This is a genomic window from Dermacoccus sp. PAMC28757 (genome assembly GCF_014302635.1).
Taxonomy (GTDB): Bacteria; Actinomycetota; Actinomycetes; order Actinomycetales; family Dermatophilaceae; genus Dermacoccus; species Dermacoccus abyssi.
In genome coordinates this window covers 618,309-644,867 of the sequence record NZ_CP060292.1, presented here as the reverse complement: position 1 = coordinate 644,867, position 26,559 = coordinate 618,309, and the positions used below count along the sequence as shown (strand labels likewise).

Annotated in this window: 26 protein-coding genes and 2 tRNA genes; 19 read left to right on the top strand and 9 right to left on the bottom strand. The window is 66.8% G+C overall.

Annotation, left to right across the window (positions count from 1 at the left end; translation table 11 throughout):
• Positions 1-11: 11 nt before the first annotated feature.
• The 4 genes from yidC to rpmH are packed head-to-tail and all read right to left on the bottom strand — an operon-like array spanning position 12 to position 2,046.
• Entirely contained in the window at positions 12-1,145 is a 1,134-nt protein-coding gene (yidC, locus tag H7F30_RS03115; protein ID WP_187036635.1) for a membrane protein insertase YidC, read from the bottom strand.
• On the bottom strand, positions 1,145-1,474 hold the full coding sequence (gene yidD, locus H7F30_RS03110; RefSeq protein ID WP_187036633.1) for a membrane protein insertion efficiency factor YidD: 330 nt from the start codon (positions 1,472-1,474) through the stop codon (positions 1,145-1,147). Before yidD ends, yidC begins: the two co-directional genes overlap by 1 nt.
• Positions 1,471-1,890: a ribonuclease P protein component gene (gene rnpA / locus H7F30_RS03105; RefSeq protein ID WP_187036631.1), complete on the bottom strand. Its 420-nt coding sequence runs from the start codon at positions 1,888-1,890 to the stop codon at positions 1,471-1,473. The genes yidD and rnpA overlap by 4 nt, the downstream gene beginning before the upstream one ends.
• Positions 1,891-1,908: 18 nt before the next feature.
• Complete coding sequence (gene rpmH, locus H7F30_RS03100) at positions 1,909-2,046, bottom strand: 50S ribosomal protein L34 (RefSeq protein WP_047310858.1); 138 nt, start codon at positions 2,044-2,046, stop codon at positions 1,909-1,911.
• A gap of 476 nt (positions 2,047-2,522) precedes the next feature.
• On the opposite strand from rpmH, the gene dnaA reads away from it, so the two are divergent.
• The 15 genes from dnaA to H7F30_RS03025 all read left to right on the top strand — a co-directional run bounded on the left by dnaA (position 2,523) and on the right by H7F30_RS03025 (position 19,092).
• Positions 2,523-4,022: a chromosomal replication initiator protein DnaA gene (dnaA, locus tag H7F30_RS03095; RefSeq protein ID WP_047311220.1), complete on the top strand. Its 1,500-nt coding sequence runs from the start codon at positions 2,523-2,525 to the stop codon at positions 4,020-4,022.
• A 52-nt stretch (positions 4,023-4,074) separates the two neighbouring features.
• Positions 4,075-5,331, top strand: coding sequence for a multidrug effflux MFS transporter (locus H7F30_RS03090; protein ID WP_255464935.1), 1,257 nt, complete (start codon positions 4,075-4,077; stop codon positions 5,329-5,331).
• Positions 5,332-5,942: 611 nt separating this feature from the next.
• On the top strand, positions 5,943-7,073 hold the full coding sequence (dnaN, locus tag H7F30_RS03085; protein ID WP_118914004.1) for a DNA polymerase III subunit beta: 1,131 nt from the start codon (positions 5,943-5,945) through the stop codon (positions 7,071-7,073).
• A gap of 121 nt (positions 7,074-7,194) precedes the next feature.
• The gene (gene gnd, locus H7F30_RS03080) at positions 7,195-8,187 is read left to right on the top strand and encodes a phosphogluconate dehydrogenase (NAD(+)-dependent, decarboxylating) (RefSeq protein WP_047310857.1); all 993 of its coding nucleotides are present in this window, start codon (positions 7,195-7,197) and stop codon (positions 8,185-8,187) included.
• A gap of 37 nt (positions 8,188-8,224) precedes the next feature.
• The gene (gene recF, locus H7F30_RS03075; protein ID WP_187036629.1) at positions 8,225-9,499 is read left to right on the top strand and encodes a DNA replication/repair protein RecF; all 1,275 of its coding nucleotides are present in this window, start codon (positions 8,225-8,227) and stop codon (positions 9,497-9,499) included.
• Positions 9,492-10,109 (top strand): DUF721 domain-containing protein, encoded by a 618-nt coding sequence (locus H7F30_RS03070; protein ID WP_187036627.1) that lies wholly within the window; start codon positions 9,492-9,494, stop codon positions 10,107-10,109. Before recF ends, H7F30_RS03070 begins: the two co-directional genes overlap by 8 nt.
• Positions 10,110-10,223: 114 nt before the next feature.
• The gene (locus H7F30_RS03065; RefSeq protein ID WP_187036625.1) at positions 10,224-10,940 is read left to right on the top strand and encodes a hypothetical protein; all 717 of its coding nucleotides are present in this window, start codon (positions 10,224-10,226) and stop codon (positions 10,938-10,940) included.
• 30 nt (positions 10,941-10,970) lie between these two features.
• The gene (locus H7F30_RS03060; RefSeq protein ID WP_187036623.1) at positions 10,971-11,567 is read left to right on the top strand and encodes a hypothetical protein; all 597 of its coding nucleotides are present in this window, start codon (positions 10,971-10,973) and stop codon (positions 11,565-11,567) included.
• Positions 11,564-12,346 carry a hypothetical protein gene (locus H7F30_RS03055; protein ID WP_047310853.1) on the top strand — a complete coding sequence of 261 codons (783 nt, stop codon included), beginning with the start codon at positions 11,564-11,566 and terminating at the stop codon, positions 12,344-12,346. The genes H7F30_RS03060 and H7F30_RS03055 overlap by 4 nt, the downstream gene beginning before the upstream one ends.
• 270 nt (positions 12,347-12,616) lie before the next feature.
• Entirely contained in the window at positions 12,617-14,746 is a 2,130-nt protein-coding gene (gene gyrB / locus H7F30_RS03050) for a DNA topoisomerase (ATP-hydrolyzing) subunit B (RefSeq protein ID WP_047310852.1), read from the top strand.
• A gap of 281 nt (positions 14,747-15,027) precedes the next feature.
• Positions 15,028-17,802 (top strand): DNA gyrase subunit A, encoded by a 2,775-nt coding sequence (gene gyrA / locus H7F30_RS03045; RefSeq protein ID WP_187036621.1) that lies wholly within the window; start codon positions 15,028-15,030, stop codon positions 17,800-17,802.
• 173 nt (positions 17,803-17,975) lie between these two features.
• Positions 17,976-18,326 carry a DUF3566 domain-containing protein gene (locus H7F30_RS03040; protein ID WP_255464934.1) on the top strand — a complete coding sequence of 117 codons (351 nt, stop codon included), beginning with the start codon at positions 17,976-17,978 and terminating at the stop codon, positions 18,324-18,326.
• Between the two features lie 430 nt (positions 18,327-18,756).
• A tRNA-Ile gene (locus tag H7F30_RS03035) sits at positions 18,757-18,833 on the top strand.
• 33 nt (positions 18,834-18,866) lie between these two features.
• A complete protein-coding gene (locus H7F30_RS03030; protein WP_187036619.1) occupies positions 18,867-19,007 on the top strand; it encodes a hypothetical protein in 141 nt (46 codons plus the stop codon).
• A 12-nt stretch (positions 19,008-19,019) separates the two neighbouring features.
• Positions 19,020-19,092, top strand: a tRNA-Ala gene (locus H7F30_RS03025).
• Positions 19,093-19,257: 165 nt separating this feature from the next.
• On the opposite strand, the gene H7F30_RS03020 is transcribed toward H7F30_RS03025, so the two are convergent.
• From H7F30_RS03020 to H7F30_RS03010, 3 genes are all read right to left on the bottom strand, one after another.
• Complete coding sequence (locus H7F30_RS03020; protein WP_187036617.1) at positions 19,258-19,821, bottom strand: NYN domain-containing protein; 564 nt, start codon at positions 19,819-19,821, stop codon at positions 19,258-19,260.
• Positions 19,822-19,892: 71 nt separating this feature from the next.
• Positions 19,893-20,513 (bottom strand): LysE family translocator, encoded by a 621-nt coding sequence (locus H7F30_RS03015; protein WP_187036615.1) that lies wholly within the window; start codon positions 20,511-20,513, stop codon positions 19,893-19,895.
• Positions 20,514-20,820: 307 nt separating this feature from the next.
• Positions 20,821-21,948 (bottom strand): hypothetical protein, encoded by a 1,128-nt coding sequence (locus H7F30_RS03010; protein WP_187036613.1) that lies wholly within the window; start codon positions 21,946-21,948, stop codon positions 20,821-20,823.
• A gap of 219 nt (positions 21,949-22,167) precedes the next feature.
• On the opposite strand from H7F30_RS03010, the gene H7F30_RS03005 reads away from it, so the two are divergent.
• Both H7F30_RS03005 and H7F30_RS03000 read left to right on the top strand, forming a co-directional pair.
• Entirely contained in the window at positions 22,168-22,686 is a 519-nt protein-coding gene (locus tag H7F30_RS03005; RefSeq protein ID WP_118913920.1) for a peptidylprolyl isomerase, read from the top strand.
• 112 nt (positions 22,687-22,798) lie between these two features.
• Positions 22,799-23,707 carry a rhomboid family intramembrane serine protease gene (locus H7F30_RS03000; RefSeq protein ID WP_047310847.1) on the top strand — a complete coding sequence of 303 codons (909 nt, stop codon included), beginning with the start codon at positions 22,799-22,801 and terminating at the stop codon, positions 23,705-23,707.
• Between the two features lie 65 nt (positions 23,708-23,772).
• On the opposite strand, the gene H7F30_RS02995 is transcribed toward H7F30_RS03000, so the two are convergent.
• Both H7F30_RS02995 and H7F30_RS02990 read right to left on the bottom strand, forming a co-directional pair.
• Complete coding sequence (locus H7F30_RS02995) at positions 23,773-24,150, bottom strand: hypothetical protein (RefSeq protein ID WP_187036611.1); 378 nt, start codon at positions 24,148-24,150, stop codon at positions 23,773-23,775.
• A gap of 530 nt (positions 24,151-24,680) precedes the next feature.
• Positions 24,681-24,911: a cell division protein CrgA gene (locus H7F30_RS02990; RefSeq protein WP_047310846.1), complete on the bottom strand. Its 231-nt coding sequence runs from the start codon at positions 24,909-24,911 to the stop codon at positions 24,681-24,683.
• Positions 24,912-25,010: 99 nt separating this feature from the next.
• Here H7F30_RS02990 and H7F30_RS02985 point away from each other — a divergent pair, with 99 nt between their 5' ends.
• Complete coding sequence (locus H7F30_RS02985; RefSeq protein ID WP_255464933.1) at positions 25,011-25,844, top strand: DUF881 domain-containing protein; 834 nt, start codon at positions 25,011-25,013, stop codon at positions 25,842-25,844.
• A gap of 46 nt (positions 25,845-25,890) precedes the next feature.
• The gene (locus tag H7F30_RS02980) at positions 25,891-26,526 is read left to right on the top strand and encodes an aminodeoxychorismate/anthranilate synthase component II (protein WP_187036609.1); all 636 of its coding nucleotides are present in this window, start codon (positions 25,891-25,893) and stop codon (positions 26,524-26,526) included.
• Positions 26,527-26,559: the final 33 nt, after the last annotated feature.

Below are 26,559 nucleotides of genomic sequence, written 5' to 3'. Positions count from 1 at the left end.
TACCTCTGCTTTCAGTTCTTCTTGCGCTTCGCGCGCGGGGTGTTCTTCTTGGGCTGGTTACGCGGGCCGGTTTGCTGGGCCTTGGCCGGACGGACGTTCTCCTTGACCGGGCTGGAAACCTCAGTGGAGGTGTCCGCGGTCTTCACCGACTTGTCCTTCTTAGCGGACGCCGGCGTGGCACCGCTCTTCGCGGCCTGCTGCGCCTTGGCCTGCTCCTGAGCGCGGTCCATCGCCTGCTGGAAACGCGTCTTCGGCTTGCCCTCGTTCTCCTTGCGCAGGTCGTCCATCGTCACGGTCTTGTGCTCACGGCCCTTGGAACGGTTGCGCTCCTCGAGCTTCTTCTCGGCGTCCGAACCCGGGGTCGGCATTCGACGGATGACGTACCACTGCTGGAACATCGTCCACAGGTTCGTGACGAACCAGTAGATGAGAACACCGATCGGGAAGTTCACACCGGAGATCGCGAAGAACAGCGGCATGAGGTAGATGATGATCTGCTGCTGCTTGGCCATCGGGCCCTCGAGCGCGGCCTTCGGCATGTTGCGGCGCATGAGCTGGTGCTGCGTGATGAACGACGTCGCCGACATGAGGATGATGAGCAGGACGGCGACCCACTTGGCTGCACCCCAACCCGACGTTCCCATGAAGGTGGACGAGAGCTTCGCTCCGAGAAGAGTCGAGCTCTCGGCCTGGCTCGCGAGCTCCTTCGTGAGGAAGCCGATGGGCCCACGGTCACCGCGGGCGATGTCGTCGAGGTTGTTGAGCACGCGGAAGAGCGCGAAGAAGAACGGTGCCTGCAGTAGAATCGGCATGCAGGAACCCATGGGGTTGGTACCGGTGGTCCGGTACAACTCCATCATTTCTTCTTGCTGCTTCTGGCGGGACTCCGGGTCCTTCTTGCCTTTGTACTTCTTCTGGATCTTCTGCATCTCGGGCTGCACGAGCTGCATGCGGCGCGAGGCGTGGATCTGCTTGACGAAGAGCGGGATGAGCAAGATACGCAGGACGATCACGAGTCCGGCGATCGAGAGGGCCCAAGTCCAGCCCGACGCTTCAGGCAGCCCGACGAGGGTGAAGAGCTTGTGCCAGCCGACCATGATGGCGGCGACGAACCACTCGAGCGGATAGAGCAGGGTGTCAAGCATCAATCATCCTTCGCTTTGACGGGTGCAGGTGCGGCGTCGGACCGTCCGTGCTCCCCGTGGGCCGAGTGGCCCTTCGGTGGAACGTGGTCGACCCCGCCGGGGTTCCAGGGGTGACAGCGCGCGAGACGCTTCAGGGTGAGCCAGGTGCCCTCGATCGGCCCGAACCGGGTGAGCGCCGTGAGGCCGTAGGACGAGCACGTCGGGTAGAACCGGCAGGTAGCAGGTAGCGCGGGCGAGATCCAGCGGCGATAGAAGCGCACGATGACGAGCAGGGGCCAGACGGCAACATGTCGCCAACCCGTCACATCGTCGGCCGTGGACGTCGTCATCGCTCCGCTCCGGCACTCGCCGTTTCACGTGGAACGCCGTCGTCGGTCCGAATCCGCTTGTGCGCCTTCGTGAGCATGCGCTGCAGTTCGGCACGGACGGCGTCAGTGCCGGCGCCGGCGATGGCCGGGTTGGCGCGCACGACGATGTCGAGACTCGGATCGAGGCGAGACAACTCGTCACGCACGAGATGACGCAGCACCCGCTTCGTGCGCGAGCGAACCACCGCGTTTCCGACGGCCTTGGATACGACAAAACCGACGCGCGGCCCCACCCTTTCCGGGTGCGCGAGGCCGGACGCGTCGGCGTCGATCATCTGGACCACGAGCAGCGAACCGCCGGCTCGACCGGAGCGGCGATTCCGCAGAACGGCGCGGTACTGCCCGGCGTCACGCAGACGGTGAGGCGCTGGCAGCACGGCCGTTGCCGCCGAGGCTCAGGCGGAGAGCTTGCTGCGGCCCTTGGCGCGGCGGTTGGCCAGGATGGCGCGGCCGGCGCGGGTACGCATACGCAGACGGAAGCCGTGCGTCTTGGCGCGGCGACGGTTGTTGGGCTGGAAGGTGCGCTTGCTCACGTCGATCTCCGATGAAATGGGCGAGCGCTGACGCGTCGCCGTCGTACTGGTGGTCTAGTTGTCGCGCCGCCGATTTCTCGGTTGTTTCGGGCGATGTGGCGATGTGCGCGTCTCGACCCGAGCCCCATTTGGGGCGCAGACAATCGCCGTCAACTGTACGGGCCGCGACCAAGCCGGTCAAAACGACACACGCGCGACTCGATGTTCAACGGCGCGCACGCGCAACTAACACATGTGTGATTCATACGGGCGGGGTGAAATCCAGTCGACACGCCGTTAACGTGTCCGGAAGCAAACCCGTTGTCCTCTCCAGCGCCCCGAAGCCGCGACACTCCGGTACACAGGCTGTGGATAACGTTGTGGAAACCACCCTTAGTATGGGCGTTCCACAGACGAGCACCGCACCAGGAGGAGCCTTCGTGACCACCGACGAACCCGTCGACTACGAACGCACGTGGCACGCCGCCCTGGCGGAAATGAGCAAGCACGGCATCGGTTCTCGTGACCGAGCCTTCCTCAACCTCACGCGCTTCGTCGGCCTGATCGGTGAGAACGTCCTGCTGTCCGTTCCCTTCGAACAGACCAAGCGCATGCTCGAAGGTCCGCTGCGCGACCAGGTCGCCGAGGCACTCTCGAACCAGCTCGGACAGCAGGTTCGCGTCGCCATCTCCGTCGACGAGAGCCTTCAGGCCGCAGTCCAGGAACTCGACGGCGCGGGCGCCGATGCGGAAGGTGCTGCACAGACTGGCGCAGATGCGAATCCCGACATGAACGCCCAGGAGCCCGACCACTCCGACGGCACACTCGGATTCTCGCTGCCGGGCGGCTCCCAGATCGCGGCCGAGCAGGTTCCGCGTCCTCGATCGGCGCACCCCGGCGTCGTTCTGCCCCCCCGTTCCGTGGGTGGCCGCACGGACGCTCCGCCGCCGAGCGACGAGGAATACTCGCCACGGCTCAACCCGAAGTACACCTTCGACACGTTCGTCATCGGTGACAGCAACCGCTTCGCCCACGCGGCCGCCATCGCGATCGCCGAGGAGCCCGGCCAGGCCTACAACCCGCTGTTCATCCACGGTGACTCGGGCCTCGGCAAGACCCACCTGCTGCACGCCATCGGGCACTACGTGCACGACTACCACCCCAAGTTGCGGGTGCGCTACGTCAGCTCCGAGGAGTTCACGAACGACTTCGTCAACTCCATCCGCGACGACCGTGCGGCCACCTTCCAGCGCCGCTACCGCGACAACGTCGACGTCCTGCTCATCGACGACATCCAGTTCCTCCAGGGCAAGGAGCAGACGCAGGAGGAGTTCTTCCACACGTTCAACGCTCTGCACTCCTCGGGCAAGCAGATCGTGCTCACCTCCGACCAGCCGCCGGAGAAGCTGACCACGTTCGCCGACCGCATGCGCAGCCGGTTCAAGTCCGGCCTCACGACGGACGTGCACCCTCCCGAACTGGAAACCCGCATCGCGATCCTGCGCAAGAAGGCCAACGCCGAGCGCATGGACATCGGCGACGACGTCCTCGAACTCGTGGCCTCGAAGATCTCGACGAACATCCGAGAGCTCGAGGGCGCGCTCATCCGCGTCGCTGCGTACGCCTCGCTCCAGAAGGAGCCGGTCGACCGGGCCAAGGCGGCGTTCGTCCTCAAGGACGTCGTACCGAGTGAGACCGGGCAGATCACGGTGCATCAGATCATCTCCGAGACGGCCGTCTATTTCGGTGTCACGGTGGACGACATCAAGGGCACGTCCCGCTCGCGCAACCTCGTCACCGCGCGCCAGATCGCGATGTATCTCTCGCGTGAACTGACCGAGCACTCCTTCCCCCAACTGGGGCAGCACTTCGGTGGACGTGACCACACCACCGTCATGCACGCGGAGAAGAAGATCCGCCAGCTCATCGGCGAACGTCAGCCGATCTACGACCAGATCACCGAGCTGACGACACAGATCAGGCGCCGCAGCGCTTGATCCACGAGGGTGTGTTTCACGTGAAACACACCCTCTCTCGTAGGCTCGGTCGGTGACTTCCGCCCCACGGCGCGCCGGCGTCCTGCTGACCCTCATCCTGGCCGGCCTGTCGATGTTCGGCCCGTTCAACGTCGATGCGCCGCTGCCCGCCTTCGGCGAAATGGGTGCGGAGTTTCACGTGAAACCAGCCGCGATGCAGTTGGTCGTCAGCGTCTACCTCCTCGCCTTCGCGCTGATGAGCCTGCTCCACGGCCCCATCTCCGACGCCCTGGGCAGGCGTCCCGTCATGCTCATCGGCATCGGCGTCTACGTCGTCGCTTCCATCGGGTGCGCCCTGTCGACCTCCCTGACGATGCTGCTCGTCTTCCGCATGTTCCAAGGGTTCGCGGCCGGTGCAGGGCAGATCATCGCGCGAACCGTCATCCGTGACCTCTTCGAGGGAGTGGAAGCGCAGCGACTCATGAGCCAGGTCTCGATGATCTTCGGTGTCGCACCGGCCGTGGCGCCCGTCCTGTCCGGGCTCCTCCTCCAGGTGGGCTCCTGGCGCACGATCTTCTGGTTCCTCGTCGCCTTCGGCATCATCATGGCCGTCTCGGTTGCTCTTTCTCTGCCGGAAAGCCTCCCCGCCGAGCACCGGACGCCGCTGCGCGTGGGCTCACTCGTGTCTGGGCTGCTCGCCGCAATGCGGAGCGGCCGCTTCATGCGCGTGGCCTTCGCAGCCGCGTTCTCCTTTGCGGGCCAGTTCCTCTACATCTCCGCCGCACCGTTGTTCCTCATCGGACTGCTCGGTCTCGGCGAATCAGACTTCTGGGTGTTCTTCGTCCCGATGGTGGCTTGCATGATCACCGGATCCTGGACGAGTGGACTGCTCGCCGGACGGGTGACGAGCGACCGTCAGATCACCTACGGCCTGGGCTTCGCCCTCCTCGCGGCCTCAGCGGGCGCCATTGTCTCGGTGACGCCGGTCGGCGACGTCCTGCCGTGGGCCATCGTGGCTCCCGCTCTCATCGCCTATGGGATCGGGCTGTCCCTGCCCACCCTGCAAATTGCCATGCTCGACCAGTTCCCCCACGCCCGCGGAAGCGCGGCGTCGGCGGGCACCTTCGTCAACCTCGTGACAAGCGCTCTCGTGGCAGGTCTCGTGGCTCCTTTCGCGGCCGAGAGCGCCTGGACGATGGCGGTCACGGCGCTCGGTCTCGTCATGCTCGGGGCCGCGATGTGGCTGTGGCACCTCGTCTCGACCCGCCCCGTCAACGCGCTCCGTCAGAGCGTCCGACGCACTGTCCCCGGCTCGTCCCGTCGGTCTTGAGCTTGGGGCCGATAGTCGGGGTCGTCCACAGGTTCTGGGGACAACCCTGGGGACGCTGTGGGCAACGACCGCTCGGACGCCCCATCACAGCCGGAGAAGCCCCGACATTCCGCGAAACTCCCCCTGGGGACATCCTTGTGGATTTGTGGACAACACCACTGTGATTCACCTGCCCCACATGAGCAGGACTCCTTCGTCACACGCTTTTCCACAGAATCTGGGGATAACTCCGTGGACAACGGTCGAAATCAGGGGATAACACCCCTTGAGCGCCGTCGGCGTCTGGGGACGCGAAAAATCCGTCCCCACCCCCACTGTGTCGTCCCCAACGACCATCCCCACGCTGCCCACAACCGGAAACCGCGGGATTCCCGGCACAGATGTGGTTGTCCCCAGAATCCACACCCCCTATGACGACGACCAACTCTTTCTCCATCGCGATCAAGCGCCCCACGAATCCACACCCAGGCCAACTGCGGCGACCGCCTCGGGCAGCTCCTCGACGCTTGGGGCGTCAGCTCCACCTGCGTTAAGCTCACCGCGAATACCTGTGCTCCTGCGCTCGCTTCCCCACGACGTAGGCGAACCACGAAGTGACGAGGACGGTGGACGTGAAGCTCCGGGTTGAACGTGATGTGTTGGCCGAAGCTGTGGCGTGGGCCGTTCGAGGTCTCTCGCAGCGCCCGCCGGTTCCGGTGCTCGCAGGTGTCCTGCTCGAAGCCACCGAGGACGGCCTGACGCTCTCTGCGTTCGACTACGAAGTCTCGGCCAAGGTCACCGTCGACGCCGACGTCGAGGAGCCCGGCACCGTGCTCGTGCTCGGCCGCCTGCTCGCCGACATCAGCAAGAGCCTGCCGCACAAGCCGATCGAGCTCGTGAGCGAGGGCTCCAAGGTCCAGGTCACCTGCGGTTCGGCCAAGTTCAGCCTCCAGAGCATGCCGACGGGCGAGTACCCGACGCTGCCGGAGAACCCCGAGCCCACCGGCGTCATCGGCGGTGACGTCTTCACCCAGGCCGTCGCGCAGGTCAGCGTGGCCGCGGACCGCGGCGACACCCTGCCGATCCTCACAGGTGTGCGCATCGAGGTTCAGGGCAACAAGCTCACCCTGCTGGCCACCGACCGCTACCGCCTCGCCATGCGTGAGGTGCTGTGGAACGGCGGTGACGAGAACGCGGAGTACGCGGCCCTCGTCCCGGCTCGCACGCTCGACTCCCTGGCCAAGGCGCTCGGTGCGGCGGGCAGCGTCTCGCTGTCGCTCAGCGGCGCGTCGACCGGCTCCGGCCTCGCCGGTTTCGAGGCCGGCCAGCGCCGCATGACGACGCGCCTGCTCGACGGCGACTACCCCAAGGTGACGAGCCTGTTCCCCACGAGCGTCGACACGACGGCGGTCGTCGAGACGGCGATGCTCGTCGAGGCCGCCAAGCGTGTCTCGCTCGTCGCCGAGCGCAACATGCCCGTGCGCCTGCGCTTCGGTGACGACGCCGTCCGCATCGAGGCCGGTACCGGCGAGGACGCCCAGGCCTCGGAAACCTTCGAAGCCCGCATCGAAGGGCCGGAACTCGAGATCGCCTTCAGCCCCCAGTTCCTCCTCGACGGCCTCGGGGTCGTCGGCACGAAGTACGTGCGCCTTGGCTTCACCCAGCCCACGCGTCCGGCCGTGCTGTCCGGTCAGGACGAGCTCGACGGCGAGGCCGACGACAGCTACCGCTACCTCATCATGCCGGTGCGCTTCGCCAACTGACCAGCCTCGTCCGGCGGTGTCGGACGGCATGTGGTCGTTCCCGCGACGGCGGCGTAGCGTGAGCACCGAACGCCGCGCCTTCGGGTGCGGCAACCAGACTTCCTCAGCAAGGAGTTAGACCATGCAGCTCGGACTCATCGGCCTCGGCAAGATGGGCGGCAACATGCGTGACCGCATGAAGGCCGCCGGCATCGACGTCATCGGTTTCGACACCAACCGCGAGATCAGCGACGTCGCCGATCTCGCGGAACTCGTCGAGAAGCTCGAGGCTCCCCGCAACATCTGGGTCATGGTGCCGGCCGGCAAGATCACGGACTCGGTCATGTCCGAGCTGCAGGGCCTGCTCGCCGAGGGTGACCTCGTCATCGACGGCGGCAACAGCAAGTGGTCCGATGACCTGGGGCACGCGGAGCAGTTCGCCGAGACCGGCGTGCACTTCATGGACTGCGGCGTGTCCGGTGGCGTGTGGGGCAAGGAGAACGGCTACGGCCTCATGTGTGGTGGCGCCGAGGAGGACGTCGAGCGCATGATGCCCGTCTTCGACGCGCTGCGCCCCGAAGGACCTCGCGAAGAGGGCTTCGTCCACGCAGGCAAGGTGGGCGCCGGTCACTACGCCAAGATGGTGCACAACGGCATCGAGTACGGCCTCATGCACGCGTACGCCGAGGGCTGGGAACTGCTCGAGGCGAAGGACATCGTCACTGACGTCCACGGTTGCTTCAAGGCCTGGACGCGCGGCACGGTCGTGCGGTCCTGGCTGCTCGATCTCATGGTCAAGGCGCTCGAGGAGACGCCGCACCTCGAGGGAATCTCCGAGTACTCGACCGATTCCGGTGAGGGTCGGTGGACGCTCGAGGAGGCCATCGCGAACGCCGTGCCGATGCCGGTGCTCGCCGCCGCTCTCTTCTCCCGCTTCACGTCGCGCCAGGAGAACAGCCCGCAGATGCAGGCCGTCGCCGCGCTGCGCGGACAGTTCGGCGGTCACGAGGTCATGCAGTTCGGCCAGGAGCCCTACCGCGTCGCCAAGGAGGGACAGGCCGAGGTCTCGCCCGCGGCCCAGCCCAAGCAGGACGACGGCGCGTCGCGTCCGGGTGCCGCCAAGAGCGAGCACTGAGTCTTCCTCTTTCGACCCCAGGGCACACGAGTTCGACGTGAGGCTGCGTCACCTGTCGCTGCGTGACTTCCGCTCCTACAGCGAAACGGAAGTCGATCTCACCGAAGGAGTCACCACATTCGTGGGACTCAACGGCCAGGGCAAGACGAATCTCGTCGAAGCCGCCGGCTACCTCGCGTCCCTGGGGTCGCACCGTGTCTCGAACGACGCTCCCCTCGTCCGGTTCGGTGCGGAACGCGCCTTCGTCCGTGCGGCCGTCGTCCGTGATTCACGTGAAACAGTGCTCGAACTGGAAATCGTGCCCGGCCGAGCGAACCGGGCACGCGTAGGGCGATCGGCTGCCACGCGCCCCCGTGACATCCTCGGCACGCTGCGTACCGTGCTCTTTGCGCCGGAGGATCTGGCTCTCGTCAAGGGCGACCCTGGAGAACGTCGCCGCTTCCTGGACGAGTTGCTCGTGGCTCGCCAGCCTCGGTGGGCTGGCGCACGCTCCGACTACGACAAGATCCTCAAGCAGCGCAACGCCCTCCTCCGTTCGGCGCAGCCCGTCCTGCGAAAAGGAAGCCGGGGCGGCACGCTGACCCCCGAAGAGGCCGTTTCACGTGAAACGACTCTCGACACCCTCGTCGAGTGGAACACCCACCTTGCCGCGGTGGGCGCCTCTCTCGTCTATGCGCGCCTGCGTCTGCTGCGCGATCTGGCACCGCACGTGGCGTCGTCGTACGACGAGGTGAGTGCGGGCCGCTCGGAGGCTCGGCTCACGTACGTCTCGTCGCTGCCGGAGGCCGTCGCTCATCGGATCGCCGACGGTGAGGTGCCCGAGCGCGAGGAACTGGAGAAGGCCTTCCACCAAGCGTTCGAGGAGATGCGTCAGCGCGAGATCGACCGGGGCGTGACCCTCGTCGGGCCGCACCGCGACGACGTCACGCTGACACTCAGTGACCTGCCCGCGAAGGGCTACGCCAGCCACGGTGAGTCGTGGTCGTTCGCCCTCGCCCTGCGTCTTGCGGCCTTCCACCTCCTGCGCAACGACCTCAAGACCGACCCGGTTCTCGTGCTCGACGACGTCTTCGCCGAGCTCGACGCGGGACGACGCGAGCGCCTGGCCGCCATGGTGGCCGACGCCGAGCAGGTGCTCATCACCGCCGCGGTGGCCGAGGACGTCCCCGACATACTCAGCGGGCGCACGTACTACGTGACGAAGGGGTCGGTCTCCGCCGAGGAGGCGGATGATGCCCCGCTCACCGAATCCGGCACCACCTCGGGGTCGGCCGACGCAACGTCCGATGACGGCGGTGCCGATCATGACTGACGGCGACGGCGACAGCCGCGGGGACGAGTCCACGGACGCCCGGTCGACGCACGCGGCACTCGACGAGAGTTCGGTGGAGGCACCCGCGACGTCTGCTGTCGAGGACGACCCCCTGACGGCAGCCCGAGCGGCGTTGGCTCGCGCTCAACGGGGTGCCGCCGAACGCGGGTTCCGTCCGGGGTCTCGACCCATGCGTCGAAGCCCACGCGCCACGGACACACACGACGCGCGCAAAGGACGAGGCGGACGCAACGGTCGCGACCCGCTGCTGCTCGGCAACAACATGAAGCGACTGCTCGAGGACCGCGGATGGAATGTCGATGTCGCCGCGGGCACCGTGATGTCACGGTGGGCCGATCTCGTCGGACCGGGTGTCGCGGACCACGCCTCTCCCGTCAGCTTCGAGAACGGCATTCTCACGGTACGGGCGGAGTCGACGGCGTGGGCTACCCAGCTGACCTTGCTTGCGTCGACGATCATCCGGTCGATCGAGCAGGGCGTCGGTGACGGCGTGGTGGCGGAGCTCAAGATCGTCGGTCCCTCTGCCCCCAGTTGGGTGCGAGGTCCCCGACGTGTCGCCGGGCGTGGTCCGCGGGACACCTACGGCTGACATTTCCGACACAACGCAGTCCACCGCTAGCGTGGTGTGTCCGGCGCCATAGGGGGCGCGATCGCTTCACCTCACGTTTCACGTGGAACATGAGGACGGAACGAGAGGTGACGAATGAACGAGCCGAACGGTTTCGACGAGTGGAATCGGGGCGTCGAGCGACCCCCGTCACGCGGCAGTGGCTCCGACCCGGGTGCCGAAACCGAGCCCGGTGTGGCCGACCTGTGGGGTGAGGCCAGCGAACCGGTGGCCTACCGCACCTCACGCCGACCCGACTGGTTGGCGCCGGCGCTCGTCATCGTGCTCGCCAGCCTCGCGTTCGCCACGGCGTGGTTCATCACCCGGGGATCGGGCAGCCGGCCACCCGTCGCTCAGCCGTCGGCGGCCACGGCTCCCTCCGACACACCGTCGTCCAGGACGCAGCCGCAGACCGGGACAGCCGCTCCATCGACGTCCGAGGCGCCGACGTCCTCGTCGACGACGCCCTCCTCCTCCGCGGCGACCAAGGCATCCTTTCCTGCCGGTACCGTGGCGACGTGTGGCTCGGGCGAGGCCGTACCCACGTCCAGCGTTCGTCTCGCCCGCGGCACGAACTCCACCTGCTCCTACGTCGCCGACGTCGTGACCAAGGTCAACGCGCACCTCGCGGAGAATCCGGGTGCCACGACCTACACGGTCAGTCCGTACAGCTCCTCGTTGCGCAAGGTCGTGACGTTGCACTGCACCCGCGCCGACCACCTCTCCGAATGCACCGGTGGTTCCAACGTTCGTCTCTGGGTGAGCGACAGCGTCGGCTCAACTGTGGCAACCGGCGTCTCCTCCTCCACCTAGACTGACGGCGGAGAGGGGAAGACGATCACCATGTACGAGGACGAGACACGGGGCTACCCGCAGTCGCCGAAGCCACACGAAGCACCGACGTCGTGGGTCACGGCCGACCGGACGATGGCCGACAGCGGGGGCGCGTCGCAGCAGTACCACGGAGAACCCCCTCGCGGGCCGAAGCAGTGGCTCGTACCGGTGTTGCTCGTCGCTGCCGCGATCGTCGGCTTCGCCGCCGTCACCTTCTTCATGTCCGGGGGCGACGAGACGCCGGCGAGCACCCAGTCCTCGACCGTTGCCTCGGCACCGTCCTCCACGCCCAGCGACCCGAGCGCTGCCGAGGCCACCTTCCCCGACGACAGCGTGACGACGTGCGGCCAGGGCGACCCCATCACCGTTCCCGACATCCGCATTGCACGCGAGTCGAACACGAGCTGCGCTTACGTCGTGGAGATCCGGAGCAACGTGCTGGCGCACCTCGCCCAGGATTCGGGCGCTACCTCGTTCACGATCAACCCCTACAGCGTCGCGAAGCGCGCGTACGTGCCGCTCACCTGTGAACGATCCGATCACCTCAGCCTCTGCACGGGTGGCACTGCTGTGAGGGCGTGGGTGAAGGACTCGGTCGGGCCATGACCCACGACGAGGAGACGCGCGCGTCGGGCCCCGAGCACGACGCGGAACCGAAGACCCCGGCGTTCTGGAACGAGCCAGAGGCCGAGACGCCGGAGCGGCGATCGCCCTCACGTGGCCTTGTCATCGCCGTCGCGCTCACATCCGTGCTCGTCCTCGCGCTGGCACTGGGGGCGCTCGCCCTGACGCGCGGACAGAAGGACGCATCCCCGCCGCCGCCCTCCGACCCCGCTACCTCGAGCGACGCGCGGTCGACGTCGAGTTCCTCCTCCTCGAGTTCCTCCTCCTCGAGTTCCTCGAGCAGTTCGTCCTCGGCGCCGTCGTCGACGACGAGCGAGACCGGTGGCGACTCCCGAACCGCGGCGCCTGCGCCGTCGTCCCCAGCGCACAGTGAGAGCCGAAGCTCCGTGGCCGAGGCTCCGACCAGCACCCCGACTCCCACGCGAACGGGTCTGACGCCGTTCCCGGCCACGACGTGGAACCTGTGTGGCGACCGCACGAGTCAGCAGACCAACACCGCCGTTCAGGTGCGCCAAGGGCAGGGGCACTATTCGAGTTGCCCCTTCCTCGTCACCGTGCGTGACGCAGCGTTGAGCCAGGTGGCGCGAAAGCCTGACACAGCCTCCTTCCCGTTGAAGGTCTACAGCGCCTATCGCAAGGAGAACGTCGCCGGTTCCGACGGGTACATCGACCTCACCTGCTCGCGCCGGGGTGGGCTCGTCAACTGCTTCCGGGCGAGCGATCCCGACGTTGACATCTGGGTTCAGGAAGGCGCCGGCTGATCCCCTTCAGATTGGACGCGCGACACGTCGCAGACGGCCCCGAGCGCCTTCGGTGGCCCCAGGGACGATCCCCGGCACGCCGGGCGAGAGAAAATCGCGGAAAATGCCTGTGTGGGCATGTTTCGGGGCAGTCCTGCGTCCACTGACCCGGTAGAATGGACACGATCAGGACCTGCCACCCTCTCTCGGCCTTCGTACGCCGATCTGTGACGTTCGACCCCGTGTCGCGTCCGCACCACCGTGGCAGGCACCGCACGGTGAAGGAGCACAGTGGCCGACCAGCCCACGCACGACGACGCGACGAACGAGCCGATCCCCGGCGGCGAAGCACAGCAGGTGCTCCCGCCCGAGGCACACGTGCGCTCGCAGATCGACACCGAGTACGACGCCAGCGCCATTCAGGTCCTCGAAGGCCTCGAGGCGGTTCGCAAGCGCCCCGGTATGTACATCGGCTCGACCGGTGAACGCGGCCTGCACCACCTCGTGTGGGAGATCGTCGACAACTCTGTCGACGAGGCCCTCGCCGGCCACGCCGACCGCGTCGACGTGACGATCCTGCCGGACAACGGTGTACGCGTCAGCGACAACGGTCGAGGCATCCCGACCGGCCGCAACGAGCAGTACGACATGTCGACCGTCGAGCTCGTCCTCACGCAGTTGCACGCTGGCGGAAAGTTCGGCGGCGGCGGCTACAAGGTCTCCGGTGGTCTGCACGGCGTCGGTAGTTCCGTCGTCAACGCGCTCTCCACGCGCCTCGAGGTCGAGGTGCGCCAGAAGGGCCACGTCTACCGCATGGAGTTCGAGGGCGGCGTGCCGCTCGGCCCCCTGCGCGAGGAGGAGGCCACCGACGAGACCGGTACGACGATCACGTTCTGGGCCAGCCCCGAGATCTTCGAGACGACGACGTACGACTTCGAGACGGTGCGCGCTCGCTTCCAGCAGATGGCGTTCCTCAACAAGGGCCTCACCATCGCGCTCACCGACGAGCGTGCCGAGGTGCTCGACGAGGGCGCGGCCGACGAGGCCGCTGCTGACGCAGCAGCCGAGGGCGGCGACGCGGAGACGGCCGACGCCGCAGCCGAGAAGGCGAAGAAGGGCAAGTCGGTCACGTACCGCTACGACGACGGTCTGCTCGACTACGTCAAGCACCTCAACTCGAGCAAGCGCGCCGAGGTCGTCAACGAGGACATCATCGCGTTCGAGGCCGAGGACACCGAGCGTTACCTCTCCGTCGAGGTCGCGATGCAGTGGACGACGGCGTACAACGAGTCGGTCCACACCTACGCCAACACGATCAACACGCACGAGGGTGGCACGCACGAAGAGGGCTTCCGCGCCGCGATGACGAAGCTCGTCAACGACTTCGCCCGCCGCGAGAAGCTGCTCAAGGAGAAGGACGACAACCTCACGGGTGACGACATCCGCGAGGGTCTCACCGCCGTCATCTCCGTCAAGCTTGCCGAGCCGCAGTTCGAGGGCCAGACGAAGACGAAGCTCGGCAACTCCGAGATCAAGGGCTTCGTCCAGGCCGCAGTGCGCGACGAGTTCGACCACTGGCTGCAGATGCACCCGCGCGAGGGCAAGGCCATCGTCAACAAGGCGATTGCCGCCGCTTCGGCGCGCATGGCGGCCCGCAAGGCACGTGAGACCGCACGCCGTAAGGGCCTGCTCGAGGGCGGCGGTCTGCCGGGCAAGCTCAAGGACTGCCAGAGCAAGGACCCGAGCCTGTCCGAGGTCTTCATCGTCGAGGGTGACTCCGCAGGCGGCTCCGCCGTGCAGGGTCGTAACCCGTTCAACCAGGCGATCCTGCCCATCCGAGGCAAGATCCTCAACGTCGAGAAGGCCCGCATCGACAAGGTGCTCGCCAACCAGGAGGTCCAGGCCCTCATCTCCGGTTTCGGTACCGGCATCGGCGAGGACTTCGACATCGACAAGGCGCGCTACCACAAGATCGTGCTCATGGCCGACGCCGACGTCGACGGCATGCACATCCGCACGCTGCTGCTGACGCTGCTCTTCCGCTTCATGCGCCCGCTCATCGAGGCCGGCTACGTCTACCTCGCGCAGCCGCCGCTCTACCGCCTCAAGTGGAGCAACCACGAGCACGAGTTCGCGTTCACCGACCGCGAGCGCGACGCGATGATCGCCGAAGGTCAGTCGAAGGGCCGTCGTCTGCCGAAGGACAACGGCGTCCAGCGCTACAAGGGTCTCGGGGAGATGAACTACCAGGAGCTGTGGGAGACCACGATGGACCCGGAGGCGCGCACGCTCCTGCAGGTCACCCTCGAGGACGCCGCGGCAGCCGACGAGATCTTCGCCGTGCTCATGGGTGAGGACGTCGAGTCGCGCCGCAGCTTCATCCAGCGCAATGCCAAGGACGTCCGCTTCCTGGATATCTAACCTCTGTCGCGCCTTCTCAGCGCGCGGGCTTCAGGGTCTGCTCCTTCGTCGCATCCCCTGCTTCCCGCGCTTGATCGGCGGCGTGACGTCGTGGGCGGTCGGCTCCCGTAGGGGGCGTCGCCGTCCGGGGTCGGATCTGACGCGAGGTGCGCGCTGGGTTGCGATCCTTGCCAACTGAACATCGTGTTTCACGTGCAACGGCCGGACGTTCCCGTCCTTCGTTTCACGTGGAACACCACCTAAGAACTCAATGAATTTCCCTTCGTCGAAGGAAAGAAACCATGTCTGACGACACGAACCTGCCGGGTGACGACGCGGCCGACCTCCCCGAGGTGCCCGCCGGAGACCCCGGCGCGCCCGTGAGCGACGCCGCAGCGGCCACCGCCGGCACGCCCGGTGACGGCGAGACGCCGAAGGTGCCGAAGGTGCCGAACACTCCGGAGGCTCGCGCCGCCGTCGAGGCCCCGGTCGCCCACCGCGTCGACCCCATCGACCTCAACGCCGAGATGCAGCGCAGCTACATCGAGTACGCGATGAGTGTCATCGTCTCCCGTGCGCTTCCGGACGTGCGTGACGGCCTCAAGCCCGTGCACCGCCGCATCGTCTACGCGATGTACGACGGTGGCTACCGACCGGACCGTGGCTACAACAAGTGCAGCCGCGTCGTCGGTGACGTCATGGGTCAGTACCACCCGCACGGTGACTCGGCCATCTACGACGCCATGGTGCGCCTCGTTCAGCCGTGGTCGATGCGTTACCCGCTCGTCGACGGCCAGGGCAACTTCGGTTCGCCGGGTAACGACGGCGCCGCCGCCCCGCGATACACCGAGTGCCGCATGGCGCCGCTCGCGTTGGAACTCGTGCGCGACATCCACGAGAACACCGTCGACTTCGAGCCGAACTACGACGGCAAGACGATGCAGCCCACCGTGCTGCCGAGCCGTTTCCCGAACCTGCTCGTCAACGGCAGCGCCGGCATCGCCGTCGGTATGGCCACCCAGATCCCGCCGCACAACCTGCGCGAGGTCGCCGACGCCGCCCAGTGGCTGCTCGCCAACCCCGAGGCGAGTCGTGAGGCGCTCCTCGAGGAGTGCCTGCGCCGCATCCCCGGCCCCGACTTCCCGACGGGCGCCCTCATCATGGGCAAGAAGGGCATCGAGGACGCCTACCGCACGGGTCGCGGCAGCATCACGATGCGCGCCGTCGTTAACGTCGAGGAGATCCAGGGCCGTCAGTGCCTCGTCGTCACGGAGCTGCCCTACCAGGTCAACCCCGACGCCCTCGCCGAGAAGATCGCCATGCTCGTCAAGGACGGCAAGATGGCGGGCATCGCGGACATCCGCGACGAGACGTCGGGTCGTACCGGCCAGCGCCTCGTCATCGTGCTCAAGCGTGACGCCGTGGCGAAGGTCGTGCTCAACAACCTCTACAAGCACACGCAGCTTCAGCAGAACTTCGGCGCGAACATGCTCGCCCTCGTCGACGGTGTGCCCCGCACGCTGCCGGTCAGCGCGTTCATCCGCTACTGGGTCGAGCACCAGATCGACGTCAACCAGCGACGCACGCAGTACCGCCTCGACGAGGCCGAGAAGCGCATCCACATCCTGCGCGGTTACCTCAAGGCGCTCGACGCGCTCGACGAGGTCATCGCCCTCATCCGTCGTAGCCCCACGGTCGAGGAGGCCCGCGCCGGCCTCATCGACCTGCTCGACGTCGACGAGATCCAGGCCAACGCCATTCTCGACATGCAGCTGCGCCGCCTCGCGGCCCTCGAGCGTCAGAAGATCATCGAGCAGCACGACGAGATCCAGGCGCAGATCGACGACTACAAGGACATCCTGGCCAAGCCGGAGCGTCAGCGTCAGCTTGTCTCCGACGAGCTCGCCGAGATCGTCGACAAGTACGGCGACGACCGTCGCAGCCAGATCGTGCCGTTCGACGGCGACATGAACATGGAAGACCTCATCCCCGAGGAGGACGTGGTCGTCACCATCACGCGCGGCGGCTACGTCAAGCGCACGAAGGTGAGCGAGTACCGCAGCCAGCGTCGCGGTGGCAAGGGCGTGCGCGGCGCGACGCTGCGCGGAGACGACGTGGTCGGCCACTTCTTCACCACGTCGACGCACGACTGGCTGCTGTTCTTCACGAACGCCGGCCGCGTCTACCGCACCAAGGGCTACGAACTGCCCGAGGGCTCGCGCGAGAGCAAGGGCCAGCACGTCGCGAACCTGCTCGCGTTCCAGCCGGGCGAGCAGATCGCCCAGGTGCTGCGCTTGCGCACGTACTCCGACCACGAGTACCTGCTGCTCGCCACCCGCAACGGCCTCGTGAAGAAGACGCGCCTGTCCGAGTACGACTCGCCGCGCTCCGGCGGCCTCATCGCCGTCAACCTGCGTGACGGTGACGAACTCGTCGGCGCCAAGCTCGCCGAGGCGAGCGACGACGTCCTGCTCGTCTCGCGCAAGGGTCAGGCCGTGCGCTTCGCCGCCACGGACGACTCGCTGCGCCCGATGGGCCGCTCCACGTCCGGTGTCACCGGCATGAAGTTCCGCGACGGCGACGAACTGCTGTCGCTCAGCGTCGTGCCCGAGGGTTCGAACGAGGTGGAGCGCGGCGCCGCCGAGAAGCTCTACGTCTTCGTCGTCTTCGAGAACGGCCTCGCGAAGCGCACCCCCGTCGAGGAGTACCCGACGAAGGGCCGCGCGACGCTCGGCGTCAAGGTCGCCACGATCTCCGAACGAGGCGGCGACCTCGTCGGCGCGCTCGTCGTCGAGAACCGTGACGAGGTCATGGTCGTCATGGAGAAGGGCAAGATCGTGCGCAGCGCCGTCAGCGAGGTGCGCGAGACCGGGCGCAACACCCAGGGCGTCCAGTTCGCCACCCCGGGCAAGGGCGACTCCATCGTCGCGGTTGCGCGCAACGCCGAGAAGGAAGCCGAGGAAATTGCCGACGAGCAGGTAGGTTCGGATGCGAATACGGCTGATGACGCAGAGGTGACAAACCCCTCGGAGGACGCCGTTACCGCCGAGAACGACGAGTCGGGAGACAGTGAGTGAGTAACTCGCGAGAACCGCGCACCAAACTGCCGGGCGCTGAGGCGACCGCAGCGGCACCACGCCAGGGACGCCCGCCGCAGCAGCGCGTCGCGTCACCAGCCGGCCGCTCGGCCGCGGGAGCGCCGAAGGGCGGCGCGGGGCGTCCGGCACCGCGGCGCACTACGCCTCGTCGCGTGCGCCTCACTCTGTCGCGCGTCGACACCTGGTCGGTTCTGAAGATCGCCTTCCTGCTGTCCGTGGCCGTCGCCATCGCGTCCGTCGTGCTCGTCGCGACGCTGTGGACCGTCCTCGCCGGCATGGGAACCTTCAGTGCCGCCAACGACATGCTGCGCACCCTCGACCGTCAGGGATCGCAGTTCGACATCCTCGACTACGTCGGATTCGGACGCGCCATCTCGTTCAGCATCGTCATCGGCGTGCTCAACATCATCCTCATGACGGCCATCGCCACCCTCACAGCGTTCCTCTACAACATCTGCGCCTCCCTCGTCGGCGGCGTGCAGTTGACCCTGAGCGACGAGTGAGCTCCCTCGGCCCGTCTTCCGGGCTGGGCAGCTCGCAAGCTCGGTCAGATCCCTCGGCGCGACAGGCCTTCGGGGGCGGGTCGGCTTCCAGCGTGGTCTCGTAGGTCTGCGCTGGTCCGGTTGGTTTGTTGGCGGGGTTTTCAGACCCGCGACTGAGGTCTGTCGCTGCTTTTCGAAGGCCCTCACCACACTCGAGGTGGGGGCCTTCGGGCGTCTGCGGGCATCCTCGGTTCCAGCCGGTGCAGATGTGCGGATCGGGCCGCGATATATCGCCGCCAGATCGGCAGAAGTTCCCCAGATCCGGGTGGCGCACGCCTGCTCGGTAGCCCGTGCGCCGCCGGGGCCCCTCGGATTTGCGGGGCGCGCGCGGCGTAGGGTAATCTCAACGCTCGTGCCTCTCGGTGAACGAGCAGGCGCGGAAGCGGTGCAGGGGCCTATAGCTCAGTCGGTTAGAGCGCTGTCCTGATAAGACAGAGGTCACTGGTTCAAGTCCAGTTAGGCCCACCACCACTGCCCCTCGAGTTCGCTTGGGAGTTCCCGATGTACAAGGTTCTTCTCGCAGCCGCCGCCGCGGCGGCAGCCATCTACGCGAACAGTGAGTACCAGAAGCAACAACTGGGCAAGGAGCTGTGGGCGAAAGCGACGGATCAGCCGGAGAACACCGCACCGGGCAAGAACTGACCGTCACCCTCCGGGGGTATGGCGCAATTGGTAGCGCACCTGCTTTGCAAGCAGGGGGTTAGGGGTTCGAGTCCCCTTACCTCCACCGAACGACGAAGGCCCTCACCGCACAGGTGAGGGCCTTCGTCAGGTCACGGGAGCAATTGGCGCGGCGACCGTAACGAAAGAAGGGCCTCGTGGGCGCGGTGACGCTCCCACGAGGCCCTTCTCCGGCGAAGCCTGCTTTCCCTGCGCGGAGGCGGGCCAGCACTCAGAGGTAGGCGAGCGGGTCGAACTCGTCGATCGGGATGATGCGCAGACGCGGCAGCGTCGCGTTAAACGCCTTGACGTCGTGCTCGAGGTCGAAGAACTCCATGCCCTGCGCCTCGAGGGGAGCGAAGCCCGAGTTGCGGAACTCCTTGAAGCCGATGAGTCCCACCTTGCGCGAGCCTCCGAGCAGCGGCTCCACCTGCGGCAGGAAGTCTCCGTCGTGGCTGACGAGCATGACGTCGGCCTGGTAGGTGCGCAGCGCGTCCAGCGTCTTCTGGATGGCCATGTCTACGACCTTCTCGTCGGACGCACCGGAGAGCGGAATCGGCTGGTAACCCAGGGCCGTCAGCGCCTGGATGAACGACATCGGCAACTCGGGGCCGTTCGCGGCGAGGAAGAACAGGCCCTTGGCGTCCTGACGCCACTCCTGCTCCGCGAAGCGCAGCGGACGATCCCAGCGCGGCCGCTCGTCCGGGTGCGGTCGTCGTCCGAGGATGGACGTGCCCAGCGTCGCGTCGATGTTCTCGCCGTCGATGAGCACGTAGGTGATGCGCTTGGTTGCCATGCCTTCAACCTATCCGCACCCTGCCTGGGACGCCCACCGACCACGAATCTGGCGGCCGAACGGGCACGAGGTCAGCCCTCCGCGGCCAGAGCCCCCGCGAAACCAAGCATGACGACACCCGTACCGCCCTCGACACCGCGGTTGACGAGCGGACGTGCCAGTGCATCGCGGGCACGCGTCGCCAGCCCCACGACGGCGAGCAGCACGATCGTGCCGACGATCGTCAGGGTGAGGGCGTAGGCGAGGAGCGTGAGCATCCCGGTGCCGGGGCCGGCGAACTGCGGCAGCACCGCGAGGTTGAACGCGAGCACCTTCGGGTTCGTGATGTTGCACAGGAACCCCTGACGGAACGAGCGGCGCGGGCTGCGCGGTGTTGCTTCCGGCGTCATGGCCCAGCCGTCACCGTGGGCTTTGACGGCGGCGCGCAGCGCCATGATGCCGAGATAAATGAGGTAGGCGACACCGAGCCAGCGGATCGTCTGGAACACCGGTTCCGAACGGGCGATGATCGCGCCCAGCCCCGCCGCGGCGAGGACGCCCTGGGTGGCACCGGCGACCCCGATGCGGAGCGTCGTCCACAGCCCTCGCGCGCGGCCTCCGATGACGGTGTTGCGCAGCGTGAGGAACGTGTCCGGGCCCGGTGCCACCGCAATGGCCGTTGCGAACACGACGAAGCTGAGGAAGTGCGCCATGGACGGACTGTACGGCCGGCGTCACCGAATCCGCGCGTGCCTGCCCACGCTGTGGGCGCGAGGCGACGTTCCGCTGACGACGACGTCGAACAGGGCTACTCCGATGGGACGCGCCGATTCCCTTGGCTACCGGAATCTACTCATTTGTCTATCAAGATCAAGAGGCAGTGATCGACCCTTTGGTGCGACATAGCGCCGAAGCCGGGCCCAGGCGTCGGGGAAGGCGCTCACACGACGCGTCAGGAGCAGGCACATGACGAGGGGCCGCCTCCAGCAGGAAGCGACCCCTCGAGCGGAGCGACTGATGTCAGATGTCGCCGCGGGCGGCGCGACGCGAGCTGCGCGTCTCACCTTCGAGTGCCTCGGTGGACATGTGGCCCGACTCCTCGGCCTCGGTCCACGTGGCAGCGGTGCCCGGGCCACCTGCCGGCTCGGCCGTGCCGTCGCCCGCGGGGCGCACCATCGTGGTGTCGTCGGCCTTGTTGAAGTCGGTGACGGGGTTGTTGATCGTCATCTCATCCGAACGGTCAGCCTTGCTGTCTGCGATGGCAGCCTCGGAGAGCTGGGCGTTCTTGGCCTTCTTCTTCTGCTGGTCGGCGTACACGAGGTAACCGGCACCGGCGAGGGCGGCCGCACCGACAACGATGAGGAAGCCACCCTTCTTCTTCTTGGGTGCGAGAGCCGGGGCGTAGCGCGCGACCTGCTCCTGCGCACCGTCAGGAAGCTGACCCACGACGTTGTGTGAGGCGGCGGTGCCGGCGGCAGCGGCCGTCGCGAGGATCTCCTTGAGGTGCGGGAGCAGCTCGTCCTTGTAGAAGTCGCGAGCGTTGTCGGCCGTGAGGCCCTTGTCCTCGGCGACCTGCTGGGCCTGGCCCTTCAGGGCAGCAGCCTTGTAGGCGACGTCCTGGCGCGTGTCGACGCCGAACTTCTTCGTCGCCTTCTTTTCCGCGCGCGATGCCTTGGCACCGAGGAAGCCCGCCAGAGCGGCAGCCTTCTTGTCGGCCTTCTTCTTTGTCTTCTCGGCGCGCTTGTCGGCCTGCTTCGCGAACTTGGACGACTTCTTGTCGGCCTTCTTCGCAGTCTTGCGGCCCTTCTTCTCGGCCTCGTCACGCGCGTCGGCAGCGGACTCGGCGACGTCGGCGATCTTCGCGGCGGCGACGGCCTTGGCCACGCTCACCTTGTCGGCGGCAGCCTCACGCTGGTCGGCAGTGGCGTCGGCAACCTTCTCGAGGTGCGGCGCAGCGGCTTCGCGGGCTTCCTCTGCCTTCTCCATGATGAAGTCGCGGGCCTCCTCGGCCTTGTCTGCGAGGGTGGGGACGATGTCCTTCTCGGTCTTCGCCTTGGCCTCAGCGGCCTTCGTCGAAGCCAGGTCGACCGCGGTGAGCGCAGCCTCCTTGGCCTTCTCGGTCTTGGTGGGTTCGGATTTCCACAGCACGGCTGTTCCTCTCCTGCGGGTGGATACTCTTCTGCCTCTCATCCTGCCTTGTTCGCTGCCCGCTTACCAACCGGTTCGGCAGGTCGGACGGTGGGGATGTCGGCCGGGCCCACCTCAAGGGACGGAGACGCCTGCCTCGTGACGCCCGGGCTTCCGCCGAGTGTGAACACCCGCGAGGCCGCCGTGCCCGTGTGCGTTTCACGTGGAACACTGGGTGTCATGATCGCGACACTGCACACCAACCACGGTGACATCAACATCAACCTCTTCCCGACCCAGGCGCCGAAGACCGTCGAGAACTTCGTCGGCCTCGCCAAGGGCACGAAGGAGTACAAGGACGACGCCGGCCGCACCAACCCGCAGCCGTTCTACGACGGCCTCACGTTCCACCGCATCATCCCGGGCTTCATGATCCAGGGCGGCTGCCCGCAGGGCATCGGCATCGGTGGCCCCGGCTACACGTTCGACGACGAGATCTCGCCCGAGCTGAACTTCAACTCGCCCTACATGCTCGCCATGGCCAACGCCGGTAAGCGCATGGGCAAGGGCACGAACGGCTCGCAGTTCTTCATCACGGTTGCCGACACGAGCTGGCTGCAGGGCAAGCACACGATCTTCGGCGAGGTGGCCGACGACGAGTCCAAGAAGGTCGTCGACGAGATCGCCGCCGTCCGCACGGGCGGCCAGGACAAGCCGGTCGAGCCGGTCGTCATCGAGAGCGTCACCATCTCCGAGTGATCGCATCCGTGCCCTCGCTCCGAACGGTGTGAGGGTGCGGGAGACAATCGTGTGGCCCCGTCGTTGTCATGACGACGGGGCCACACGCATGAGAAGGGCAGAGACGAGAACGATGAGCGTTCCGCTGGACAACGGTTCGTACGACGAGCAAGGGATCCCGGTGTGTCCGAGGCACCCGGAGGTCGCGGCCTACACGCGCTGCCAGCGCTGCGGACGTCCGGCGTGCACGCAGTGCCAGGTGCCGGCCTCGGTCGGGTTCCAGTGCGTCGACTGCGTCGCTGCCGAGCGCAAGGCGAACCCGATGCCGACGCAGCGGTCGGAGCTAGGCATGCCCGCCGCGCCCGGACGCCCGCTCGTGACCTTCGGCATCATCGGCATCTGCGTGGCCGTCTGGGTGGGCGAGCTGATGAGCTGGAGCTTCTTCGGCAACGTCGCTTTCATCGCCCTGGCAGCCCAGGACGAGCCGTGGCGCTACATCACGAGCGGCTTCGCGCACGACCGCAGCAACGTCATCCATCTGCTGTTCAACATGATGGCGCTGTACTTCATGGGGCAGTACCTCGAGCCAATGTTGGGCCGTCTCCGCTTCGCGGCCCTCTACCTCGTGGCGGTGCTCGGTGGGTCGGTCGGCTATCAACTGCTGACTTCGGCGCCCGTTCGGGGTGGCGACCTCTACGCGTCGGGATGGGCGACTCCGCTCGTCGGTGCGTCCGGTGGTGTGTTTGGCCTGTTCGTCGCCGTCATCGTGCTCAACCGGCACCTGGGGCGCGAGATCGGCCCGATGCTCACCCTCATCGCCATCAACGTCGTGCTGGGCTTCACGATGAGCAACGTGGCGTGGCAGGCACACCTCGGTGGCGCGATCGTCGGAGGCATCGCGGCCGGCCTGTTGTACGCCGTTCGCCGCCGCTCGACGGCGATCCAGCTCGGTCTGCTCGGTGGTCTTGCCGCGCTACTGTTCGCAGCTGCCTACGTCAGTTTCGCGATGGCCGACCTCAGCTGGATCCAGATCGTGCGCTGACACCAGGACGTCACGCCAAGAGGGCTTCGTCGAGTGTTCGATGAAGCCCTCTTGTGCTGTCTAAGTCAGGTGCAAGATGTGGGCAGAGTGATGCATCGTGCCGAACTCGGGTCACGAACAGACGGCGAGGGGTCTCGTGGCTCCTGGACGCTCGACGAAGGACTCTTGTGGCCCGAGCTGTCCCGGAACGTGGCACGGTTGCCGTCGATGACGACCCAGCCGCGCTGATAGGGGTCGTCCCACCCCTTCGGCGTCCCGGCCTCGCTCGCGAGAGGGCCGCCCTCGCGGACGTACCAGGTGCCGTTGTTGTTGAGTTCGCGCACTCCGCGGTGCGTGTAGAGCTTGAACGGCCCGGGCGACTCGCCGGGCGTCGCGTAGGTCCAGCCCGTCACCACGGCAGCCAGCACCAGCGTGGCCGCCGCAGTCCGCTTCACGTACGTCATGACCTGAGTGTGCGCCGCGATGCCGCCGCCATCCAGAGGTGAGTTCCTTCGTCCTCAGGACCGTTCCATGGCGTGGTGATCGCTCGCAGTTCGCCGCAACGTCGATGAGGGCCTATCCACATCTCTTGCCTCAGCTATAGAGATGCAAAGACAAACCGAGCAAGCGACATCCCCAGCTGTGGAAGACCCCCTCAACGTCATCCGAATCCAGGGTTTTCCACAGTTTACACAGGCATGGGTGTGGAGAAACCTGCGGAATGAGCGGCGTGTCGTGGGGTCGGCCCCGGTGAGTCACATGAGTTGTCCCCAGCTGACCTGCCCTTTTCCACCGGTGGACCACCGGTTTTCCACTGATCTTGACGCTTGTCCCCGGGCCATCCACGCGTTGTCCCCATGTTTGTCCACAGCTGTGGAAAACGACAGCCGTGTAATTACACACAGGCTGTGGATAACTCTGGGGAAAACATCCCACAACGTCGGATGCCCTCGACCCAACAGGGCCGAGGGCATCCGACGAAGTCGAAGGAGCGCTACTTCCAGCGCGTCATCATGATGAATCCCACCATGATGAAGGCGAAGCCGACGACGATGTTGATCGCATCGACGTTGGGGATCGGGTACGCGCCCGAACTGATGTAGTACGTCATGACCCACACGAGGCCGAGGAGCATGAGGCCGAGAGCGGTCGGCACCCACCACCTGGGGTTGAGGCCGCCTCCGGAGGCGGCGCGCGCAGCGGCGTCGGAGTTCTTACGGGCCACGGGGTACCCCTTCCGTGTCAGGCGTTCTGGAGGTGAGTCAACTAGGGTGAGAGCCTAGTTGACTCACTCGCCGGTACGCAGCATGAAGGAGGCGTCAGCGTGGCCGATTCGCCCAGCACTCCCGCGACCGAAGCGCCAAATGACGCACCGAACGAAGCGCCCGGCGTCGAGCAGAACGAGGGTGTCCGGATGCCCTCGCGCCGCCGCGTGAAGCCCTGGCAGGTCGCCGTCCCGATCGTGACGCTCGTGGCCGGCCTCATGTTCGCCGTCAGTTCGCGTGCGGCCCACGGCACCGATCTGCGCTCGGGCAACACACAGCTCAGCGACGTCGTCGCCGGAGCCGACCGACGCGTCAAGGAGAAGCAGCAGTCCGTCGCAAGCCTGCGCCGTCAGGTCGAACAGGCGCAGAGCGCCGCCGCGAAGAAGGACGGACCAGCCGCCCAGGCGTCCAAGATCAACGCTCAGGCGTCGAAGGAGGAGGACCCGGCCGGTCTCGCGCCGTTGACGGGGCAGGCGATCACCGTCACCCTCGACGACAGCAAGAAGAGCGTCGACCAGCTGCCCGAAGACGGCACACCCGACTGGCTCGTCGTCCACCAGCAGGACGTGCAGGCCGTCGTCAACGCCCTGTGGCGCGCGGGCGCTCGCGGCATGATGCTCATGGATCAGCGCGTCGTCTCGACCAGCGCGGTGCGCTGCGTCGGCAACACCCTCATCCTTCAGGGTCGTGTCTACAGCCCACCGTTCACGATCAAGGCCATCGGCGACCCGGTGAAGCTCAAGGCAGCCCTCGACGACGACGAAGCGGTGAAGATCTACAAGCAGTACGTCGACCTCGTCGGGCTGGGCTACGACGTCAAGACGGAGCAGAACGCGTCCTTCCCCGCGTTCACCGGCTCGCTCTCCCTGAAGTACGCCCGGGCCCAGCGCTGACGGCGGCGCTGGGCCGTGCGAGATGGGCGCACCTAGACTGGTGGGCATGACCGACTCGCCGCGCATTCTCGTCGTCGACAACTACGACAGCTTCGTCTTCACGATCGTCGGCTACCTCCAGCAGTTGGGCGCCGAGACGACCGTCGTGCGCAACGACGCGATCAGCGCGGCCGACGGCGCCGATTTCGACGGCGTGCTCGTCTCGCCCGGTCCCGGCACCCCGGAGGACGCCGGCGTCAGTATGAAGATGATCGAGGCGTGCGGCGAGCGCAACCAGCCGATGCTCGGGGTGTGCCTCGGCCACCAGGCCCTCGGCGTCGTCACGGGCGCGACGGTGGGGCGTGCGCCGGAGTTGCTGCACGGCAAGACGTCCGAGGTCTTCCACGACGGCACGGGCGTGCTCGAGGGTCTCTCCGACCCGTTCACCGCCACGCGCTACCACTCGCTGACGATCGACCCGGCCACCGTCACCGACGAACTCGTCGTCAACGGTCGCACTGACACCGGAATCATCATGGCGGCCCACCACCGTGACCTGCCGTTGCACGGCGTGCAGTTCCACCCCGAGAGCGTCATGACGGTCAGTGGTCACCGCATGCTCGCCAACTGGCTGCGGATGTGCGGCTCCACGACGGCCGTCGAGGCGAGTCACGACATGGCGCCGCTCGTGCGCGCGAGCTGATGTCGCCGTCGCCCGGCAACGCGACACCGACGT

What these genes read in the sequence shown, in the direction of transcription:
- yidC (WP_187036635.1), bottom strand. Translation starts at nt 1,145, where the DNA reads ATGCTTGACACCCTGCTCTATCCGCTCGAGTGGTTCGTCGCCGCCATC.
- yidD (WP_187036633.1), bottom strand. Translation starts at nt 1,474, where the DNA reads ATGACGACGTCCACGGCCGACGATGTGACGGGTTGGCGACATGTTGCC.
- dnaA (WP_047311220.1), top strand. Translation starts at nt 2,523, where the DNA reads ATGAGCAAGCACGGCATCGGTTCTCGTGACCGAGCCTTCCTCAACCTC.
- gnd (WP_047310857.1), top strand. Translation starts at nt 7,195, where the DNA reads ATGCAGCTCGGACTCATCGGCCTCGGCAAGATGGGCGGCAACATGCGT.
- H7F30_RS03070 (WP_187036627.1), top strand. Translation starts at nt 9,492, where the DNA reads ATGACTGACGGCGACGGCGACAGCCGCGGGGACGAGTCCACGGACGCC.
- H7F30_RS03065 (WP_187036625.1), top strand. Translation starts at nt 10,224, where the DNA reads ATGAACGAGCCGAACGGTTTCGACGAGTGGAATCGGGGCGTCGAGCGA.
- H7F30_RS03060 (WP_187036623.1), top strand. Translation starts at nt 10,971, where the DNA reads ATGTACGAGGACGAGACACGGGGCTACCCGCAGTCGCCGAAGCCACAC.
- H7F30_RS03055 (WP_047310853.1), top strand. Translation starts at nt 11,564, where the DNA reads ATGACCCACGACGAGGAGACGCGCGCGTCGGGCCCCGAGCACGACGCG.
- gyrA (WP_187036621.1), top strand. Translation starts at nt 15,028, where the DNA reads ATGTCTGACGACACGAACCTGCCGGGTGACGACGCGGCCGACCTCCCC.
- H7F30_RS03030 (WP_187036619.1), top strand. Translation starts at nt 18,867, where the DNA reads ATGTACAAGGTTCTTCTCGCAGCCGCCGCCGCGGCGGCAGCCATCTAC.
- H7F30_RS03020 (WP_187036617.1), bottom strand. Translation starts at nt 19,821, where the DNA reads ATGGCAACCAAGCGCATCACCTACGTGCTCATCGACGGCGAGAACATC.
- H7F30_RS03015 (WP_187036615.1), bottom strand. Translation starts at nt 20,513, where the DNA reads ATGGCGCACTTCCTCAGCTTCGTCGTGTTCGCAACGGCCATTGCGGTG.
- H7F30_RS03005 (WP_118913920.1), top strand. Translation starts at nt 22,168, where the DNA reads ATGATCGCGACACTGCACACCAACCACGGTGACATCAACATCAACCTC.
- H7F30_RS03000 (WP_047310847.1), top strand. Translation starts at nt 22,799, where the DNA reads ATGAGCGTTCCGCTGGACAACGGTTCGTACGACGAGCAAGGGATCCCG.
- H7F30_RS02995 (WP_187036611.1), bottom strand. Translation starts at nt 24,150, where the DNA reads ATGACGTACGTGAAGCGGACTGCGGCGGCCACGCTGGTGCTGGCTGCC.
- H7F30_RS02980 (WP_187036609.1), top strand. Translation starts at nt 25,891, where the DNA reads ATGACCGACTCGCCGCGCATTCTCGTCGTCGACAACTACGACAGCTTC.